Annotated in this window: 13 protein-coding genes; 7 read left to right on the forward strand and 6 right to left on the reverse strand. The window is 67.5% G+C overall.

Translation table 11 applies throughout. From position 1 onward, the window contains the following. The first annotated feature begins 207 nt into the window (after positions 1-207). A complete protein-coding gene (locus tag Q0A27_RS12090) occupies positions 208-1,098 on the forward strand; it encodes a hypothetical protein (protein ID WP_291475799.1) in 891 nt (296 codons plus the stop codon). Positions 1,099-1,289: 191 nt separating this feature from the next. On the opposite strand, the gene Q0A27_RS12095 is transcribed toward Q0A27_RS12090, so the two are convergent. Then, the gene (locus Q0A27_RS12095; RefSeq protein WP_291475801.1) at positions 1,290-2,231 is read right to left on the reverse strand and encodes an aldo/keto reductase; all 942 of its coding nucleotides are present in this window, start codon (positions 2,229-2,231) and stop codon (positions 1,290-1,292) included. A gap of 1,343 nt (positions 2,232-3,574) precedes the next feature. Then, entirely contained in the window at positions 3,575-5,008 is a 1,434-nt protein-coding gene (locus tag Q0A27_RS12100) for an alkylhydroperoxidase domain protein (RefSeq protein ID WP_291475803.1), read from the reverse strand. Between the two features lie 176 nt (positions 5,009-5,184). On the opposite strand from Q0A27_RS12100, the gene Q0A27_RS12105 reads away from it, so the two are divergent. Further along, positions 5,185-6,717 carry an HNH endonuclease signature motif containing protein gene (locus tag Q0A27_RS12105; RefSeq protein WP_291475805.1) on the forward strand — a complete coding sequence of 511 codons (1,533 nt, stop codon included), beginning with the start codon at positions 5,185-5,187 and terminating at the stop codon, positions 6,715-6,717. A 166-nt stretch (positions 6,718-6,883) separates the two neighbouring features. On the opposite strand, the gene Q0A27_RS12110 is transcribed toward Q0A27_RS12105, so the two are convergent. Genes Q0A27_RS12110 through Q0A27_RS12125 form a run of 4 tightly spaced genes read right to left on the reverse strand, consistent with a single transcriptional unit; the run spans position 6,884 to position 12,176 of the window. Next, on the reverse strand, positions 6,884-8,656 hold the full coding sequence (locus Q0A27_RS12110; protein WP_291475832.1) for an ABC transporter ATP-binding protein: 1,773 nt from the start codon (positions 8,654-8,656) through the stop codon (positions 6,884-6,886). Between the two features lie 14 nt (positions 8,657-8,670). Beyond that, the gene (locus Q0A27_RS12115) at positions 8,671-9,501 is read right to left on the reverse strand and encodes an ABC transporter permease (protein ID WP_291475806.1); all 831 of its coding nucleotides are present in this window, start codon (positions 9,499-9,501) and stop codon (positions 8,671-8,673) included. Continuing rightward, positions 9,498-10,502, reverse strand: coding sequence for an ABC transporter permease (locus tag Q0A27_RS12120; RefSeq protein WP_291475808.1), 1,005 nt, complete (start codon positions 10,500-10,502; stop codon positions 9,498-9,500). Before Q0A27_RS12120 ends, Q0A27_RS12115 begins: the two co-directional genes overlap by 4 nt. Further along, positions 10,503-12,176, reverse strand: coding sequence for a TIGR04028 family ABC transporter substrate-binding protein (locus Q0A27_RS12125; RefSeq protein ID WP_291475810.1), 1,674 nt, complete (start codon positions 12,174-12,176; stop codon positions 10,503-10,505). A gap of 71 nt (positions 12,177-12,247) precedes the next feature. Between Q0A27_RS12125 and Q0A27_RS12130 the strand changes: the two genes are divergently transcribed. From Q0A27_RS12130 to Q0A27_RS12150, 5 genes are all read left to right on the forward strand, one after another. Further along, on the forward strand, positions 12,248-14,311 hold the full coding sequence (locus Q0A27_RS12130; protein ID WP_291475812.1) for an FAD/NAD(P)-binding protein: 2,064 nt from the start codon (positions 12,248-12,250) through the stop codon (positions 14,309-14,311). 2 nt (positions 14,312-14,313) lie between these two features. Then, positions 14,314-14,997, forward strand: coding sequence for a DNA-3-methyladenine glycosylase (locus tag Q0A27_RS12135; RefSeq protein WP_291475814.1), 684 nt, complete (start codon positions 14,314-14,316; stop codon positions 14,995-14,997). A 118-nt stretch (positions 14,998-15,115) separates the two neighbouring features. Beyond that, positions 15,116-15,907, forward strand: a complete 792-nt coding sequence (locus Q0A27_RS12140; protein WP_291475816.1) for a class I SAM-dependent methyltransferase — start codon at positions 15,116-15,118, stop codon at positions 15,905-15,907. Beyond that, on the forward strand, positions 15,900-16,376 hold the full coding sequence (locus tag Q0A27_RS12145; protein ID WP_291475818.1) for a hypothetical protein: 477 nt from the start codon (positions 15,900-15,902) through the stop codon (positions 16,374-16,376). Before Q0A27_RS12140 ends, Q0A27_RS12145 begins: the two co-directional genes overlap by 8 nt. A gap of 17 nt (positions 16,377-16,393) precedes the next feature. After that, on the forward strand, positions 16,394-17,089 hold a 696-nt coding region (locus Q0A27_RS12150; protein ID WP_291475819.1), incomplete at its 3' end, for a helix-turn-helix domain-containing protein.

A 17,089-nucleotide genomic window follows, 5' to 3' on the forward strand; every position in this document is an offset into this window, starting at 1 on the left:
CGCACAGGATCGTCCATCGGAGGATCATTCCTGCCACTGGAGTACGAATGTCGGCCGAGCGACTGGTACATCGGCCGGATTCCATGGCGTCACCGCAACAGATCCGCGACGCTACCGAACTACCGGCCACGGACAAGTGCGGAACTGAAGAAGGCAGGTGTTACCAGGGTCGGTCTCCGCGACAACTGGGTGAAGGTGGACTACGGCATGTACGTCCACGTGAACCAACTTCTCCCGGCGACAACCGACTCGGATTTCCCACGGGCACGACGCGTGCACCCCGCCACCCTCGCTCTTGCCCACCTCATCCGTCATCCAGGGCGGATCGCCACCGGGTTCGCCGCAGCATCCTTCTACGGGATGCGTTATTTCGTCGACGAGGAGTTGCTCGCCTTTCTCACGTCGACGGGGACCCGACGTACCGGCGCGCCGGATCATGTGCTGCTGCACCCGACCCGGCTTCTCGACCTGCACCGGTCGACAGCAGTACCCGTGCACGAGGATCACCGGAAGTTGAAGTGCGCCGATGCACACACGACCCTCTCGCACATGCTGGAGTCCGTCAGCGTCCCGGACGCCTCGCGGGAGCAACGGTGGAAGGTTCCCGACCTCAGCAGGATACGATCGCACCTCACCCCGGACTTCATACGGTGTGTCCAGGTCAGTGATGCTTTTCATCAGAGCATCGGAAATGTGTCACCTGCAGACCCCCGCAAGCTCAGAGTCCCTGGCGGGGTGGATGTCATGTTCGCGGCGTCTGTTCTCGGGAGTACCGACGTCGGGGCGGAGTCCCCACAGGAGACGCTGCTGCGGTTGGCCGTCAATGATCTGGCGCCGGGGCTGCGGAGTCAGATTCCGGTGTTCAAGGAGGACGGGAAGCTTCTCACGGTCAGTGACCTGGGGTGGGAGGAGCGGGGCCTGCACCTGATGTACGACGGGGTCCATCACCGGCAGCGGGAGCAGCGCGACCATGATTCGGAGGTGCTGGCCGCCCTACAGCACGGTGGTGGACGCGTCATCCGGGTCACCGCGGGGAACCTGGCGTCCATGGCGGAGATTGAGAAGCTCCGGGAACGGGTGGTTGGCGCACTGGAATGAGCCCCTGCCCTGGTCCGGGCTCGGACTACGCCATCCGGCAGATCCTGGCGCCATCCGGCTGTGTCGATTCCCACGAGAAACCGTCACAGCCGGATGGCACTGTACCGAGCCCGATGGCGCACACGGTTCCGAGTCGTGATGGAGGACGCGTAGGCTCTGGCGCACCGGAAAAACTCACGGATCAACGCATGTCAGAAGGCGGCGGACACCTCGTCGAGCGCCTCGACCTCGTCCTCGTCGAGGTCCACGGTTGCACTGGTGAGCAGCGGTGCGACCTGCTCCACGGTGCGCGCCGAGGCGATCGGCGCGGTCACACCCTTGGCCCGCAGCCAGGCCAGGGCGACAGAGGAGGGCTCCACGCGGCGTCCTTCGGCGACGGTGGTGAGGGTCTCCACCACCGCGAAGGGGTCGGCGTGCCCGGAGAGGTAGCCGGAGACCATGGATTCGCGGGCGGTGCCGGCGATGTCGTGGGCCGAACGGTACTTGCCGGTGAGCAGGCCCGAGGCCAGGGAGAAGTAGGAGAACACCGCAGCGCCGGCGACCTCGGCGAGCCGCCGGTAGTCGTTCTCGTAGCCGGCACGGGCCAGCAGGCTGTACTGCGGCTGGATCGCGGCCGGGACAGCAGCGGAACCGGCGGCGAGAGTGAGGAACTCACGCATTCGCTCCGGCGGGTAGTTCGACAGCCCGATGCGCTTCACCCGGCCGGACTCGATGAGCGCGGCAGCGGTGGCGACCTGGTCCTCGATGCCCACGGACTCGTCGTCGTAGTGGTAGTAGTACAGGTCCACGACGTCGGTCCGGAGCCGCTCCAGGGAGTCGTCGAGGTTCCGGTCAACCACGCCGCGCTCCAGGCCGGGCGCCGACTGAATCGCACCGACCTTGGTGGCGAGCACCACGTCAGAGCGCTTTCCGGACGCCGCGAACCACTCACCGAGCACGCTCTCCGATTCCCCGCCGGACAGCCCGTCCGCCCACTGGGAGTACATGTCGGCGGTGTCGATGAGCGACCCGCCGCCGGACACGAAGGCATCCAGCACGGCATGTGACTCCTCGGTGTCCGAGGTCCAGCCGAAAGTGTTGCCGCCGAGAACGACAGGCAGGGCGTCAGTGAATAGATCGGGGGTGTCAGTCATGCGGACCACGGTACGCCCACCCAATCCACAGCCGCTGGCGTTACCGCTGCACTGTCGCGCAGACCAGGACACGTGCCGCGATTCCGACGTCCAAGATTCCCGTGAAATCCTCACGCGTCAATGAGCAGCCACTCTCCGATGGACGACAGAAGTACGCCGGGGAACAACGTCACAAGAATACCGGGGAAAACCAGTTTCCACATATCGCTAAACCTCCCCACCGCAGGGCTCCGCACCACCCAGGCAACCCAGGCCACGACATAGCCGACGAGCGGGACCGAACACAGGAGTAGCAGCAGCATTCCTTCACCCGTCAGCGGATTCCTTGATACCTTGACGTCTCGCCGATCAACCATACCAAAAACGCCCTCAAGAAAAATGCGATAGCGGTCACTCAGTAGATCAGATGCCCACCAGCCAATTGCCAGTCCGGTGCAGACAAGGACAACCGCCAAAACTGTCCACAGTGAGACCCGTGCATCGCGACGCCTGTCCGGGTCATCAAGATTGCAGAACCTCACCGTCCCTAGACTGCCCTAAAACCGGTCACAGGGGCACTCTCTCCCTGGACCTCAAATGGTTTGGCAATTCCAAGTCTCATACCCTCGTACGCAACATTCACCATGTTCTCCTGCCACGTCCCCACCGAGTATCGTGGTAGGCAAAATCATAGTGATCGAAGTAATAGACAACCTGCTCAAACTGAACATAGGTGACGCCATTGGGGTACGGCCGTGCAATAACCGTTGTCGATGTCGAAGAACTATGACGCCCAAGAGAATGCACATAGTCGCCACTGATCCCGGCAGTCAATCTCCATCTGGAGGAGTACGTATATTTCAGCGATGCCCCCCCCACGACCCTTTGCAATCTGCACCGCTCGATTTATCGCATATTCCCTGTCCATGAGAACCAGTGGCCCCGGTGGATCCACGAATTCTCCGGGGCCACCCCCGTCGTAGTCCGTATTCATCTCTACCATCCACTGGTCAACAACTGCACTCGATAACACGAAGAGTTCGCCGGTATTTCCGTAATAATGATCCCACAAGCCGGCAGCATTGTATTCATGCAGTCCGCGCTCCAAGAACTGAATGCCAGCTGCTGCCGCCAGGAAATCTGCCTTCTTGACGTTGTTTCCTTCTCCGGAGTGATCCTGCCCATCAGCCGCCCGCAGCCCCCCTCACCAGACCACCGTCACCATCGAAAAGGAATGTTTACCTAACCTTACATACCCGTCATGTGAAGGGCAACGACGTGGAACTACGAGCGGGGAGAAGTCATTCCCCCACCCAGGTACATGACTTCTCCCCGTAGTCGTTCCGGCCGGACTGCACCGACTATCAGCGGAACCGCTTCGGCAGTTCCGGCTCGCCCAGCGACAGCATCAGCCGGTTCGCCCAGTTGAAGAAGGCCGCCGCATTGATGACGTCGATGATCTCCCCGCCCGACAGGCCGGCATCCCGCAGCGCGGTGACGTGCGGAGCACCGAAGCGCACCGGCACCGTCGCCAGCGCAACCGAGGCGTCGCGGATGGCGTTCCAGAGATCGGACCCCAGGTCGGCAGCGACACCCTCATCGCAGAGCCGCTGGATGGCGTCGGCCTTGGCGGCCGCATCCTCATCGTCGGCGGACTCCGCGATCGCGCGGCCGGTATGCACCGAGGCACAGTACACGCAGCCGTTGAACCTGCTGGTCACGGCGGCGGAAAGCTCGCGTTCGGCGCGTCCTGCCCCGTCGGTGACGTTGTAGAAGATGTCCTTGTCCGTCAGCGTACGGGCCTCCAGTGCCTCGGGATCCCGGGCGAGCAGGCGGAAGTACTCCGACTTCGCCCGCAGCGGATCGACGAGCGCCACCTTCTGCCGCTCGGTGAGATCAGACTCCTCCACCGGCGGCACCCACGGCACCCAGCCGAGCGAGTGGCTCACGAAACCCCTGGGACGCACCAGGTCAGGGTAGGTGATGACGTCGAACCCGGCGTTCACCCCGGCGCCGGGCGCCGCATCGGCATGGACCGGGCGCTGCGGGGCGTCCGCCTGCCGGGCTCCGGCATGCTTACCGGGCCGGCGGACATCCCCCTGCGGCACGAACTTCGTCGCGAGGACGCCAAGACCGTGGGCGGTGCGGATCTGGAAGGTGAGGAAGGAGACGAGCTGGCCGAGGCGGACGACCTCGGTCGGCGACCACCCGGCGTCGGCCAGTGGCTGGAGTCGTTCGGCGCGCGAGTCGCGCGGGTGCAGGACCAGCAGATGGGTGAACTCGAGGGCTGCGGCGAGGCGGGACCCGAGGATCTTCTTCTGCGCCTCGAGCAGGTGGAACTCCGGGCCGGGCACGGACTCGTCGGCGAGGTCCGGCTCCCGGTAGACGCCGTAGGGGGTCGGCACCCCAGCGGCGTTGACGTGGGCGCGGGCGTCCGAGACGACGGCGGCGAGGGTGGTGATCAGCGCATTCGTCTCAGTCTCGGTGGCATTGCCGTCGAGTTCGTCGACGAGCAGGTCGGTGTAGAGGCTCGTCGCCCGGGCCGCGGCGGTCGCCCCACCGTGCAGGCCCGCGACGAAGGCGGCGACGGCGTAGCGCTCGGCGAGGGTGAAGTCGCCCGGGGTCTCCGGCTCGAACAGGGCACGGAAGGACTGCTGGGCACTGTCCCGGGCCTGGGTGCGGTTATGCCGCAGCCGCGCGACCGGGCCGGAGACCTCGGAGGTGGGGTCGAGGTCAGCGAGGAAGTCGATGATGTCGGCGGAGTCGGTGGTGGTGCCTGCGGCGGACTCGGTAGTCATGGTGACCAGGGTAGCCCCCTCCCGGTAGGAAGGTCAGGGACCCGTGGCTGCCGTGGACCGGTGGCTTCATCCCGAAAGTATTCTTCCCCGAAACGTTGCCATTCCAGTCGAACGGGTGTACTATCATTGTCAGAAGCACAGGATCCGGAAACCGCATCTCTGGGGAGGGGAAGACCATGGACGACACGACCGGAACAACCACCGCCGACCCCTGGTCCGATCTGCCTGATGGCCAGTTCATCCAGGAAGAAATCGCACCACTTCCCTTCGGCAGCACAGCCGACCTCGTCAATGCCGTCGCCGCACTCGACGATGCCGTGGAGATTATCCTCGCCCAGGGAGAGCACACATGGTCACGCATCAGCACAGGTGAGCGAGAGGAGCTCTACCGCCGACTGGAACGCTCCCGTCGGAAACTCACCGCCGCGGACGCAGCGATGGTCACCAGTCTCCGCACCGACTTCGCCATGCCCTGTGGACCCCGCGGTCCCCGCTGGCTCGCCCGCACCTTCGGGCTCACTCTCCGCGAAGCGAAGACCAGGGTGGCTGCCGCAGACCGGATAACCACCACCGAAATCACGAACCTCGCGGTACCGACCTCGACGCATCTTCCCGTCCTGGGCGACGCTGTCCGGGACGGCGTCCTCGACGCCGAGCCTGTCGCCCGCCTCGACCGCCTGCTGCGCGCCCTGCCCCACGAGGTCCAGGACCGCGTCGCCACCGCCGCCGACGCCCCGGTCGCCGAGCTGGTCCGCACTGCCGGCCCTGATGCAGTGGCCGACCTACGTCCGTTCCTCATGGGCATCGCCGGAATCGACGAACCCTACACCGACGATGACCGGGCCCGCCTCCGCGGTGTCACCATCGGCCGACAGCGTGATGACGGTATGTCCCCGATCTCCGGTGACCTGACACCGGAACTGGCCTCGATCCTGCAGCGGCTCATGGCAGACCACGCCAACCCCGGCGACCTCACCGCCGACGCCGATGCTGCCGATGCCGGAGAGCGTGGCACAGTGCAGGATCCCGCTGAGGCGGATAGCCGCAACCCCGCCCAGCGGCGTCATGACGCACTGTTCGCCGCCATAGCCGCGGGTTACGGGCGTGGTAAGGAACTTGCCCCTGGACGGGGTACCACCACCATCGTCGCCGCAGTGACTCTCGAGCAACTGGCCGCACGCGCCGGTACGGCAGTGACCGACGCCGGGGTCCGGATGACCGTCGACCAACTGGTGGAAACCTGCGATGCCCGTGACCTTTTCCTGCAGGTCATGGACTTCCACGGCCGGTCACTGTTCCTGGGCCGGTCACGACGGCTGGGGTCGGTCGACCAGTATCTCGCCCTGGTCGGCGAAGAAGGGGCGAGTTCCGCACCCGGACCGGCGACACCCCCGGCGTTCTCACAGATCCACCACATCACGTCCTGGCTCTTCGGAGGACGCACCGACCTGACGAATCTCACCCTCGTCGGCCCCGAGGCCCACGCCGGGATCGACGATTCCCGCACTGACCCACGGAAATGGCAGACCATCCCACCGCCGAAAGGGTGTCCCGACCGGGTGTTGTGGATCCCTCCGGAACAGGTGGACCCCTCCCGGGCACCGACGATCACCGTGCATCCGGCGAGTTGGACGACACCGGGGCAGGTCCTACGCCGACAGTCACGGGCATTGCTGGGCCTACTGACCCCGGCCCGACCCACCGGCTGACCACCCACCCGACCTCACTGCCTGTCTGTCACGGCCTGCCTGTCACGGCCTGCCTGTCACGGCCTGCCTGTCACGGTTTGCCCTACCGACAACCGCGGGCTCCGGCGTCTCCCTCCAGCAGACCGCCCCGCGGCATACAGCCATGCCCGCTCCCGGAAACGACCCTTCACAACCCAAGGTTCAGCCCTCCGGAGCGGTAGCGGTGACCCGGAATGGCGTCCAGCAGTTTCTCCGTGAACTCATCCTGCGGGTGCTCGAAAATCTCCGAGGTCAGGCCGGATTCGACCTGCCGCCCGTGGCTCATCACCGTGACAGTGTCCGATATCTCACGCACCACCGACAGGTCGTGGGAAATGAAGAGGTACGTCAGCCCGAGGTCGCGCTGCAGCTCATCGAGCAGGCTGAGGATCTGCGCCTGCACGGTCACATCCAGTGCGGACACCGCTTCATCGAGCACCACGAGCTCCGGGTCGAGGATCAGGGCGCGAGCGATAGCCACGCGCTGGCGCTGACCACCGGACAGCTCCGCAGGACGCCGCTGCGCGACATCTCCGCTCACCGATCCCGCCCCGGAGCCCAGGGCCACCCGGTCGAGAATCGCGTCGACCTTCTCCCTGATCTGCGACTTCGACAGATCGGTGAGGTTGCGCAGCGGTTCGGCGAGAATCCTGCCCACGGTCTGCCGCGGGTCCAGCGAACTGTAGGGGTTCTGGTAGACCATCTGGACCCGACGCCGCAGGTCGCGGCGTCCTGCCCTGGAAAAGGTGCTGAACTCGTCGATACGCAGGTCAGCGGCATCACCGGAGGTTCCCGCCAGGGTCACTGTGCCGGAGGTCGGCTCCTGGAAAGCGGTGATCATCCGGGCGAGCGTGGACTTGCCGGAGCCGGACTCCCCCACGATGGCGTGGGTCGTGCCGGGCGCGACGGTGAAGGAGACATCGTCGACGGCTACGAAGGAGTCAGAGTCTCTGCCACCGCCACCGAACTCGCGGCGCAGCGTGTCCACGGTGAGCAGTGGCGTGGCGTCCGGCGCGGGGCCGGTCCGGTAGGTCGACTGCTCCACCGCGCTGACCAGAGACGGTGCGTCCGACAGGAGGCGTTGCGTGTACGGGTCGTGCGGGTCAGTGAGGATCCGGTCGGTCGGGCCGGTCTCCCTGACCTCGCCGCCCTGCATGACGACGAGCCGGTCGGCGCGGTCACCGGCGACGGCAAGGTCATGGGTGATGAAGAGGATGCCGAGGTCGAGTTCGGTCCGCATCCGGTCCAGCAGATCCAGGATCGTGCGCTGCACGGTGACGTCCAGGGCACTCGTCGGCTCATCGGCGATGATGAGCTCCGGCTCGGTCGCGACGGCCGCGGCGATGAGTGCGCGCTGCTTCATACCGCCCGAGAGCTGGTGCGGGTACTGGTCGTAGCGCACCTCCGGGTTGTCGATCCCGACCTGTTCGAGCAGGTCAAGGACCTTCCTCTTGCGCGCGGACGCGGACAGCCGCACCGCCTTCGGCGCGATGCGCAGCCCCTCCCCCACGGACGCGCCGATGGTCTTCACCGGGTTCAGTGAGTTGTTCGGGTCCTGCGGGATCAGGCCGACACGGGTGCCGCGGATGCTGCGCCACTCGCGCTCGGAGAGGTTGGTGATCGACCGGCCGTCGAGCTTGATCGTGCCGCTGACCTCGGCGTTGCCGGGCAGCAGGCCGAGGGTGGCCATGGCGGAGGTCGACTTGCCGGAGCCGGACTCGCCGACAATGGCGGTGACCTTGCCACGCTCGACGGTGACGCTGACGTTCTTCACCGCGGGGACGCCACCACGGCGGGTGCGGTAGGTCACCGCGAGATCGCGGATCTCGAGCAGCGGGGCAGCATGGCCGGCCCCGGACGCCGCAGCAGTGCCGGAGGCCTCGTGGGTGTCCGGACGCCAGGAGCCGTCGTCCCAGTTCATGTCTGGCTTCTCAGTCATCGGATCGCCTTCCCGCCGGAGCGCTGCAGCGCCTGGCTGAGATAGTTGGTGGCCAGGACGACGAGGACGATCGCCAGGCCGGGCAGGACGGACAGCCACCAGGAGGTGGCGATGAAGTCGCGTCCCTCGGAGATGATCAGGCCCCACTCCGGGGTGGGCGGCGGTGCGCCGTAGCCGAGGAAGCCGAGGGTGGACAGCTGCAGGATCGCGCTGCCGAACTGCAGGGCGGCGAGGGCCAGCACCGGGGTCAGCGAGTTCGGCAGGATGTGTCGCCACAGCACCGACCAGGCCGTTCCGCCGGAACCGTAGGCGGCCTCGACGAAATCGGCGGCGGCCACACCGAGGACCTCGGAACGGGCCAGGCGGGCGAACATGGCGACATTGGTGACACCGACGGCGATGGCGGCGTTCATCGTGCCGTAGCCCAGCAGGATGATCACCGACAGGCTCAGCAGCAGGGCCGGGATGGAGAGCAGCACGTCGACGATGCGCATGATGAGCGTGTCGAGCCAGCCGTTGCGTCCTCCCCGGACCGAGCCGGCGACCAGGCCGAGCAGGGTGCCGACGACCATGCCGACGAGCACGGCGACCAGGGCGCCGGACAGGGAGTGCCGGGCACCCCAGACCACACGGGTGTAGAGGTCACGGCCGACGGCGTCGGTACCGAACCAGTGGTCCGCCGACGGGGCGAGCAGCGGTTCGGTGGTGCCGGATTCGGTGGGGTCACCGGAGGCGAACAGGCCGGGGACCAGGGCCCAGGCGACGGCGAGGAGGACGACGAAGCCGGCGAGCCAGACGCCGGGACGGATGCGTGTCAGGGTCTTCATGCCTTCACCTTCTTCCCGCTCTTGCCGGTCTTCTGCCCGGCTTTCTGCCCGGCCTTCTCACCGGTGCGGAGCCTGGCGTCCAGCACCGGGTAGAGCAGGTCGACGACCAGGTTGATGACGACGTAGACCGCCGCGGCGAGCACGACCACTGCCATGAGGACGGGGGTGTCTCGGTTGGCGACGGCGTCCACCGTCATCGCACCGACCCCGGCGCGGGAGAACACGGCCTCGGTGATGACCGCACCGCCGACGAGTTCGCCGAAGGTCAGCCCGGCGATGGTGATCGCCGGCAGCACCGCGTTGCGCAGAACATTCCGCCACAGCACCCACTGGGCACCGGCGCCGCGGGCCTTGACCACGGTGATGAAGGGCATGTCGGTGACATCGTCGATGCTGCGGATCAGCACCTGGGCCAGCGGTGCAGACAGCGGCACCGCCAGCGCGATCGACGGCAGGATGAGGTCCTGGACGCTGGACGCGTGGATCACCGGGATCCACTCCAGGGTGAAGCTGAACACCTGGATGAGGATGATGCCGAGCCAGAATGCCGGCAGGGAGACGAACAGGGGCGGAAGTGCACGCAGCGTCGTCGAGATCCAGCGGCAGACCCGGTTGTCCGGCAACGAGGTGGCGGTCACCGCGACGAGCACCGCGATGACCAGGGCAACCAGGAAACCGGTCACAGCCAGGGCAAGGGTGCCGGGCAGGGCGTCAGTCAGGGAGTCCATGACATCGGCACCGGTCTGCAGGGAGTTGCCGAAGTCGAGGTGGAGGACGCCGGTCAGCGAGTTCCAGTACCGCGACAGGACAGGCTCATCCGAGCCGTAGGCCTGCTGCATATCGGCGATCTCGGAGGCCGAGAGGCCGAGCTCGGGATCGGCGTAGCGGGTGGAGACGGCGTCCCCGGGCAGGGCGGTGAGCAGGATGAAGGCGAGGGTGAAGCTGGCCCAGAGGACCAGGACCGCTGCGCCGATGCGGCGGAGGACAGTCATGGTGGTCATCTACTCGTCCCCTTCCACGCTGGTGAGGTAGAACCAGGGCCGGCCGATGGACTCGGCGCGGAAGCCGTGGACATAGGACTGCACGCCGTAGACCTGCGGTTCCTCGAACATGGGCAGGACATAGGCCTGCTCGGTCAGGTAGTCCTGGACGTCGCCGGAGGCGTCCGCCCGGTCCTCGGGTGTGGCCGAGGAGGACACCTTGCGCAGCAGTTCCTCGAGGTGTTCGTCGCCGATCGAGTCATCACCGAGCAGGTTGAGCAGCTGGTTGCGGTTGTCGGAGTAGTACTGCGACTTGATGACGTCGTAGTCGGCGCGTCCGACCATGGTGACGTTGAGCTGGATCTTGTCGATGTCGGTCTGCGCGGCCTTCTGTGCCGCGACATCGCCGGGGTAGAGCTGCACGTCGATGCCGATCTTCTTCAGCTGCTCCTGGACCATGGTGACGACCTCGCGCGTGCGGGGCTGTTGTTCGGCGTCATTGGCGGTGAGGCTGAGCCGTTTCCCGTCCTTGACGCGGATGCCGTCGGAGCCCGGCACCCAGCCCGCCTCGTCGAGGAGCTCCTTCGCGCGCTCGGGGTCGAAGGTGTAGGCGTCCTTCTGCTCGCGGTAGCCCATGGCGGTGGACGCCAGGGCCGAGGTCGCCAACGGGTAGGACTCCGAGAACAGCGAGGTCAGGATGCGTTCCCGGTCGACTCCGGCGATGATCGCCTGGCGGACCCGGATGTCCTCGAGCAGCGGGTGGCGGAACCGCAGCGCGATCTGGTTGTTCACCCCGGAGGTCGGTGCGGAGAGGATGTCCACCCCGGCGTCCTCCAGGTGCTTCTCCTCGGGGGCCTCGATCTGGCGGGCGACGTCGCCCTGGCCGGACCGGATACCGCCGACGCGGACGCTGTCTTCCTTGGCGACCACGACGTGGATCGTGTCCAGGTCCGGACGTCCCGTGTTCTCGCCCCGGTTGCCGAGTTCCGGCGGAGCCCAGGCGTAGTCCTCCCGGGCGGAGAGCGTGAGCTCGGTGTTGCGCTCCTCGTCGGTGATGACGAAGGGGCCGGAGCCGATGACGCGGCGGGCGTTGCCGGGGGCGAATCCTTCGTCGGTCATGTCGAGGGAGGCGTCCGCCAGGAGTCCGGCATTGAAGGAACTGGTGGCCTGCGGGAAGCCGGGCTCAGGGTCGGTGAAGTGGAAGCGGACCGTGTGGTCGTCGAGGACCTCGCCGCGGTCGTAGGTGCTGATCTGCTCGGAGGAGGTCAGCTTCCGCTCCTTGTCACCCTTGCCGAAGAGGTCGAAGTTGCGGACCACGTTCTCGGCGGTGAGCGGGGTGCCGTCGGAGTAGGTGACGTCATCGCGCAGGTGGAAGGTGAATTCGGTGGCGTCCGCGTTGATCTCGGGCAGGTCGGTGGCGATCCACGGGTAGAGTTCGAGGGTGTCCGGGTCCTGCCAGAGGAGGCGGTCGGTGATGTTGTTCACCACACCGCCGTTCGGGTAGTAGCCCGCGGTCGGCGGGTAGAGGGTCTGGAAGGGCAGTGACTCGAGGTAGGTGAGTTCGCGCGGGGCGGGCCCGTCGCTGCTGCTGCAGGAGGCGAGGCCGGTGGCGGTGGCGAGAGCGGTGACGACCGCGAGGGTCTTCACTGCGGGCCGTCGACGTCCCCGGCGGTGACGATCGGGAAATAGTGACATGTACAGACCTGTCTGTTCTAGGCTCAGGGCGTCATCGTAGCACCGGCCCTGCCTGACTACGATGGGTGGCTATGAGATCATCGGGCACCATCGCGATCATCGGGGGAGGCCCCCGCGGCATCTCCGTCCTGGAACGTCTCGCCGCACAGCATGCGGCCGAGGCAGGAGGGCCCGGTGACGCCTCCGACTCCGGCCCTGTCACCGTCCATCTCGTCGACGACACCGAACCCGGCGCCGGCCGGGTCTGGCGCACCGACCAGACCCGCACGCTGTGCATGAACACCCTGGCGGACGCGGTGACGCTGTTCACCGAGCCCGGATCCACGGTCACGGCGCCGGTCGTCGAGGGTCCGACGATGTACGAGTGGATCCGCCTGATCCGCGGCGATTCCCTCCCGGACCAGGCCGATCCGAACGGCGCGAAGACCGCCCTGTTCCGCGGTCACCCGGCGATGGTCCGGGGCGAGTTCCACAGTGAGATCGCGGCGACGGAGCCGGAGTCCCACCCGTCGCGTGCGCTCTACGGTGAGTACCTGCGCTGGGTCCTGTCGGTGGTGCTGGCAAGCGCCCCCGAAAGCCTGAAGGTCGAGGTCCACCAGGCCCGCGCCACGGAGATCACGCAGGTCACCGGGGATGACGGGATCGTCCGCGACGAGATCACCCTGGAGCACCATACCAGCGGAGACGCCGCCCACCTGGCGTCCTCCCCTGTCACACTCACGGCGGACGCCACGGTGCTGGCGCTGGGCTGGACCGGCAATGAGCCGGACGCGCTGGAGGGGTTCACCGCCACCAGCGTGCAGATGCACCCCACGCTGCACTGGGTCCGGCCCGGCAACCCGGCCGACCAGGCGGTGGATGCCGTTGGCGCGGGTGAAGAGATCGTGGTCCGCGGCCTGGGTATGGGGTTCTTCGACCTCATGGCGATGGTGACCATCGACCGTGGCGGAAAGTTCGTCACGGACGCCACCTCCCGCTCGGGCCTGGCCTACCGGCCGTCCGGACGCGAGCCGAAACTGGTGGTCGCCTCCCACCACGGCTACCCCTACCAGCCGAAACCTGTGCTCCACGCACTGCCGTCGCCGGCCCCGATGCCACGGTTCCGGGCTGCGCTGGCCGCACTTGCGGAGGACGCCCCGGCGGGGTCCGTCGATTTCGGCGAGACCCTGTGGCCGGCGATCCTGCGGGACGCCCAGGCCGCCTACTACACGGTCCTGTTCAGCGGACGCTGCCCGGGACATGCCGAGGACTCCGACCGGCTGGCCGAGGTCCTGGCCGTGGTCGACGATCCGGCACTGGACCCGTGGCGACTGCACACCTACCCGGAACTGCAGGCCCTGGTCCCGGAAGACGACCGCTTCGACCTGGGCTTCTACGCCGATCCGGTGGCGGCCTTCTCCGGCTCCACGATCGCGGAACTGACGACCTTCCTCGGTGACCGGCTCGCCGCCGACCTCCACGAGGCGAACCTCGGCCAGGATTCCGCGGTGAAGGCGGGGCTGCAGGTCATCGGTGCGGCACGCAAGCCCGCCCAGGTCGCCGACGAGCCCGGCCGGTTCACCACCCGGTCACGGCGCGCGGAGTACGCCGAGCTGCGGCGCGTCGGCCAGATGGTCGGCTCCGGACCGCCTGCGTTCCGTACCGCCGAACTGCTCTGCCTGCTGGACGCCGGCTATGTGCGCTTCCTCGGTGCCCACCCGACCCTGGTCGTCGATCCGGAGCAGCCGGCCTTCGCCATGAGTTCGCCGACGACCGGCGACGAGGCGGTGTTCTCCACCACGCTGGTGGACGCCTGGCTGCACAAGCCGGACGCCCGGACCTCGGCCGATCCGCTGACCCGGCAGCTGCGGCTCGAGGGGCGGCTGCGTCCCTTCACTCTCGCCGACGGCTCGGTGACGACCGCGCCGGAGGTGGATCTGGCGACAGGTCTGCTGGTGCACCCGGACGGCGAGGTGGATCCGCGGGTCCACATGCTGGGTATTCCGCTGCTGGCTTACCGGGCGGACATGACGATCTCGCCGATGCCGCGCACCGATCCGCTGATGCTGCAGGAGACGGACGGGGCGGCGGTGTCTGCACTGCGGATCGCGCAGAGCTCGCCGGATGTGCAGGGCACGCAGGATTCTCGGAGCTGAGCATGCTCGACCTCACCGCGTCCCCCGAGGTTGTGGCGCCGCAGCTGCTCGGCGCAGTGCTGCGTCGGGTGACTCCTGACGGCGTCGGCGGCACCGGCACAGTCGCCGTGCAGCTCACCGAGGTCGAGGCATATCCGGGGGTCGGGGACCCGGCGTCCCACACGGCCAACGGGTGGACGCCCCGGTGTGCGACGATGTTCGGCCCACCGGGGCACATCTACGTCTACGCGAGCTACGGGATCCACCGGGCCGGCAATATCGTGTGCCGGCCGGCGGGGACCGGCGCGGGGGTACTCATGCGGGCCGGGCGCGTGGTCGAGGGGCTGGAGGTCGCGCGGCGCCGACGGAGGAAGGTGAAGGACGGGGTGGCCGTGGTTCCCACCGATGAGGCACTGGGGCGCGGGCCGGGGAATCTCGGCGCTGTGCTGGGCCTTGACCTGGATCTCGACGGCGCGACATTGGCGGTGGTCAGTGGTGATGCCGCCACCGACGCCACCTTCACCCTCACTCCCCCGGCGTCCCCGGCGGACTATGTCAGCGGCCCACGGATCGGCATCTCGAAGAATGTCGAGGCACCACTGCGGTTCTGGATCCCCGGCGACCGGACCGTGACCACGCCACGGGGGCGTCCGAAGGGTATCCGACCGCCACCACCCCCGGAGTCAGGTGAGGTATCCCACACTTAGGTTCTCCTGCCTTCATGTCGGTTATTATGAGCATGATCATCCTCATAAATAGCCGACTACATCGCCGACGGTGCCGTCGGCGCTACCGACGGAGGTTCCTGTGACCGACACTCTGCCCATGTCCGAACGGCCCATCGAGGATCTGCCCGGCCACTGGCTGCTGGCCCGGCTCGGCAAGCGCGTCCTGCGCCCCGGCGGCCGGGAGCTCACCGAACGGCTCATCACCGCCGCGTCCCCCGCCGGCAAGGACGTCGTCGAGCTGGCCCCCGGTCTCGGCAAGACCGCCAAGCTGCTGCTCGACACCCACCCGGCGTCCTACCGCGGTGTGGACGAGGACGCCGAGGCCGTGACCCTGACCAACCAGGCCATCGGCAACACCGGAGAGGTCACCGAGGCGAAGGCGGACGCCACGGGCCTGGACTGCGACTCCGCCGACGTGGTCCTCGGCGAAGCCATGCTCACCATGCAGGGCGCGAAGGGCAAGGACGCCATCGTCGCCGAAGCCCACCGCGTGCTGCGTGACGGCGGCCGCTACGCCATCCACGAGCTCTGCCTCGAGCCCGACACCCTCGACGACGACGCGAAGACCGAGATCCGCAAGGCCCTCGCCCGCTCCATCAAGGTCAACGCCCGCCCGCTGACCACCGAAGAATGGACCGACCTGCTCACCTCCCACGGCTTCACGGTCGAGTCGGTGCAGCACAACGGCATGGAACTGCTCAAGCCGCGGCGCAACCTCGCCGATGAAGGCCTGAAGGGTGTGGCCACCATCGTGGTCAACCTGCTGCGCAATCCGGGCGCCCGCAGGCGCGTCCTCGGGATGCGCAAGGTCTTCAACAGGTACAGCGACAACCTCGCGGCCATCGCCGTCGTCGCAACGAAGAACCCGACAGGAGAAGACAATGAGTGACACCCCCGGCAGTGTCCCCGCGGACGCTCTCGTCGACGACCGTTCCGGCGACGGCTGGACCCTCGTCGACGGCCTGCTGGACGCCCATCCCGGAACCGTCCCACTGGCCGGTGACCGCCCCCACCAGCGCCGCGAACGGGCGATCCCCGCGGTGAAGAAGCTGGGCGAGCTCGAGGGCGTCACCGCCGTCCGTCTCGCATTCCGCGCCGGTGACGTCATGGCCGACCACTCCGCGGTCTGGCCGATCCTCATCATGGGACAGTCCGGCCGTGTCGAGGTGACCGTCGCCGGTCCGGACAATGCCGACCTCTCCGGGGAGGACGCCGCCACCGTGGAGCTCGCCCCGGGCGCCGCGCTGAATGTCACCGCCCGGCGCGTCCACTCCCTCACCGCCACCGAGGCGTCCACCGTCACCCTGCTCGTGCTGCACGGCGGCGCAGATGCCCCGGTTTCCGACTCCGATGAGTGAGGGGGCAGGATCATGACATGAGTTCCGTCACCGAGCCGTCGCCCCGCGGTCGCGTCCTCGCCGCTGTCGAGGACACCCACACCCGCACCGGGGACGCCGTGACCGCCGCCGAGCTCGCCGACACCCTGGACCTCCATCCGTCGACCGTGCGGTTTCACCTGCGCAAACTCCTGGACGCCGGCCAGATCGTCGAAGAGTCGGCGGATACGACTGACGGGCGCGGCCGCCCTCGCAAGCGCTACCGTCCGGCTCCTGCGACACCGACCGACACCCTGCTGATCGCCCTTGTGGAAGCGCTCGCCGACACCGACGACGAGCGTGAGGAACGGGCCGCACAGGCGGGCCGGATCTGGGCGTCCAGTGTGGTGGGTTCTGCGGTCGATTCTCCAGTCGGTTCTGCGCTGGACGCCGCCGATCCGCTGGACGCCGCAGCTGCCGTCCTCACCGCGCTGGGCTTCGAGATCCAGTCGATGAGCAGCATCTTCGGTACCAGCGAGATCCGGGTGTGCTCCTGTCCGCTGCGGATCCTGGGGCAGCGTCATCCCGAGGTCGCCCGTGGTATCCAGCGCGGTGCCGTGGAGTTCGCTCTCACCGGCCTCGCAGGTTCCATCGGATCCACCGCGGCCGGAACGCCGGACGGCTGGACCGTGACATCCCGCCCCGACCCCCGTTTCGGCGACTGCGAGGTCACGCTCCGCCTCGCACCCACAGCC

This window comes from Corynebacterium sp. (assembly GCF_022712275.1).
GTDB lineage: Bacteria > Actinomycetota > Actinomycetes > Mycobacteriales > Mycobacteriaceae > Corynebacterium.

Coding starts and splice junctions, on each gene's coding strand:
- Q0A27_RS12115 (WP_291475806.1), bottom strand. CDS start 9,501: ATGAAGACCCTGACACGCATCCGTCCCGGCGTCTGGCTCGCCGGCTTC.
- Q0A27_RS12120 (WP_291475808.1), bottom strand. CDS start 10,502: ATGACCACCATGACTGTCCTCCGCCGCATCGGCGCAGCGGTCCTGGTC.
- Q0A27_RS12145 (WP_291475818.1), top strand. CDS start 15,900: ATGAGTGACACCCCCGGCAGTGTCCCCGCGGACGCTCTCGTCGACGAC.
- Q0A27_RS12105 (WP_291475805.1), top strand. CDS start 5,185: ATGGACGACACGACCGGAACAACCACCGCCGACCCCTGGTCCGATCTG.
- Q0A27_RS12125 (WP_291475810.1), bottom strand. CDS start 12,176: ATGTCACTATTTCCCGATCGTCACCGCCGGGGACGTCGACGGCCCGCA.
- Q0A27_RS12140 (WP_291475816.1), top strand. CDS start 15,116: ATGTCCGAACGGCCCATCGAGGATCTGCCCGGCCACTGGCTGCTGGCC.
- Q0A27_RS12135 (WP_291475814.1), top strand. CDS start 14,314: ATGCTCGACCTCACCGCGTCCCCCGAGGTTGTGGCGCCGCAGCTGCTC.
- Q0A27_RS12095 (WP_291475801.1), bottom strand. CDS start 2,231: ATGACTGACACCCCCGATCTATTCACTGACGCCCTGCCTGTCGTTCTC.
- Q0A27_RS12110 (WP_291475832.1), bottom strand. CDS start 8,656: ATGAACTGGGACGACGGCTCCTGGCGTCCGGACACCCACGAGGCCTCC.
- Q0A27_RS12100 (WP_291475803.1), bottom strand. CDS start 5,008: ATGACTACCGAGTCCGCCGCAGGCACCACCACCGACTCCGCCGACATC.
- Q0A27_RS12090 (WP_291475799.1), top strand. CDS start 208: ATGTACGTCCACGTGAACCAACTTCTCCCGGCGACAACCGACTCGGAT.
- Q0A27_RS12130 (WP_291475812.1), top strand. CDS start 12,248: ATGAGATCATCGGGCACCATCGCGATCATCGGGGGAGGCCCCCGCGGC.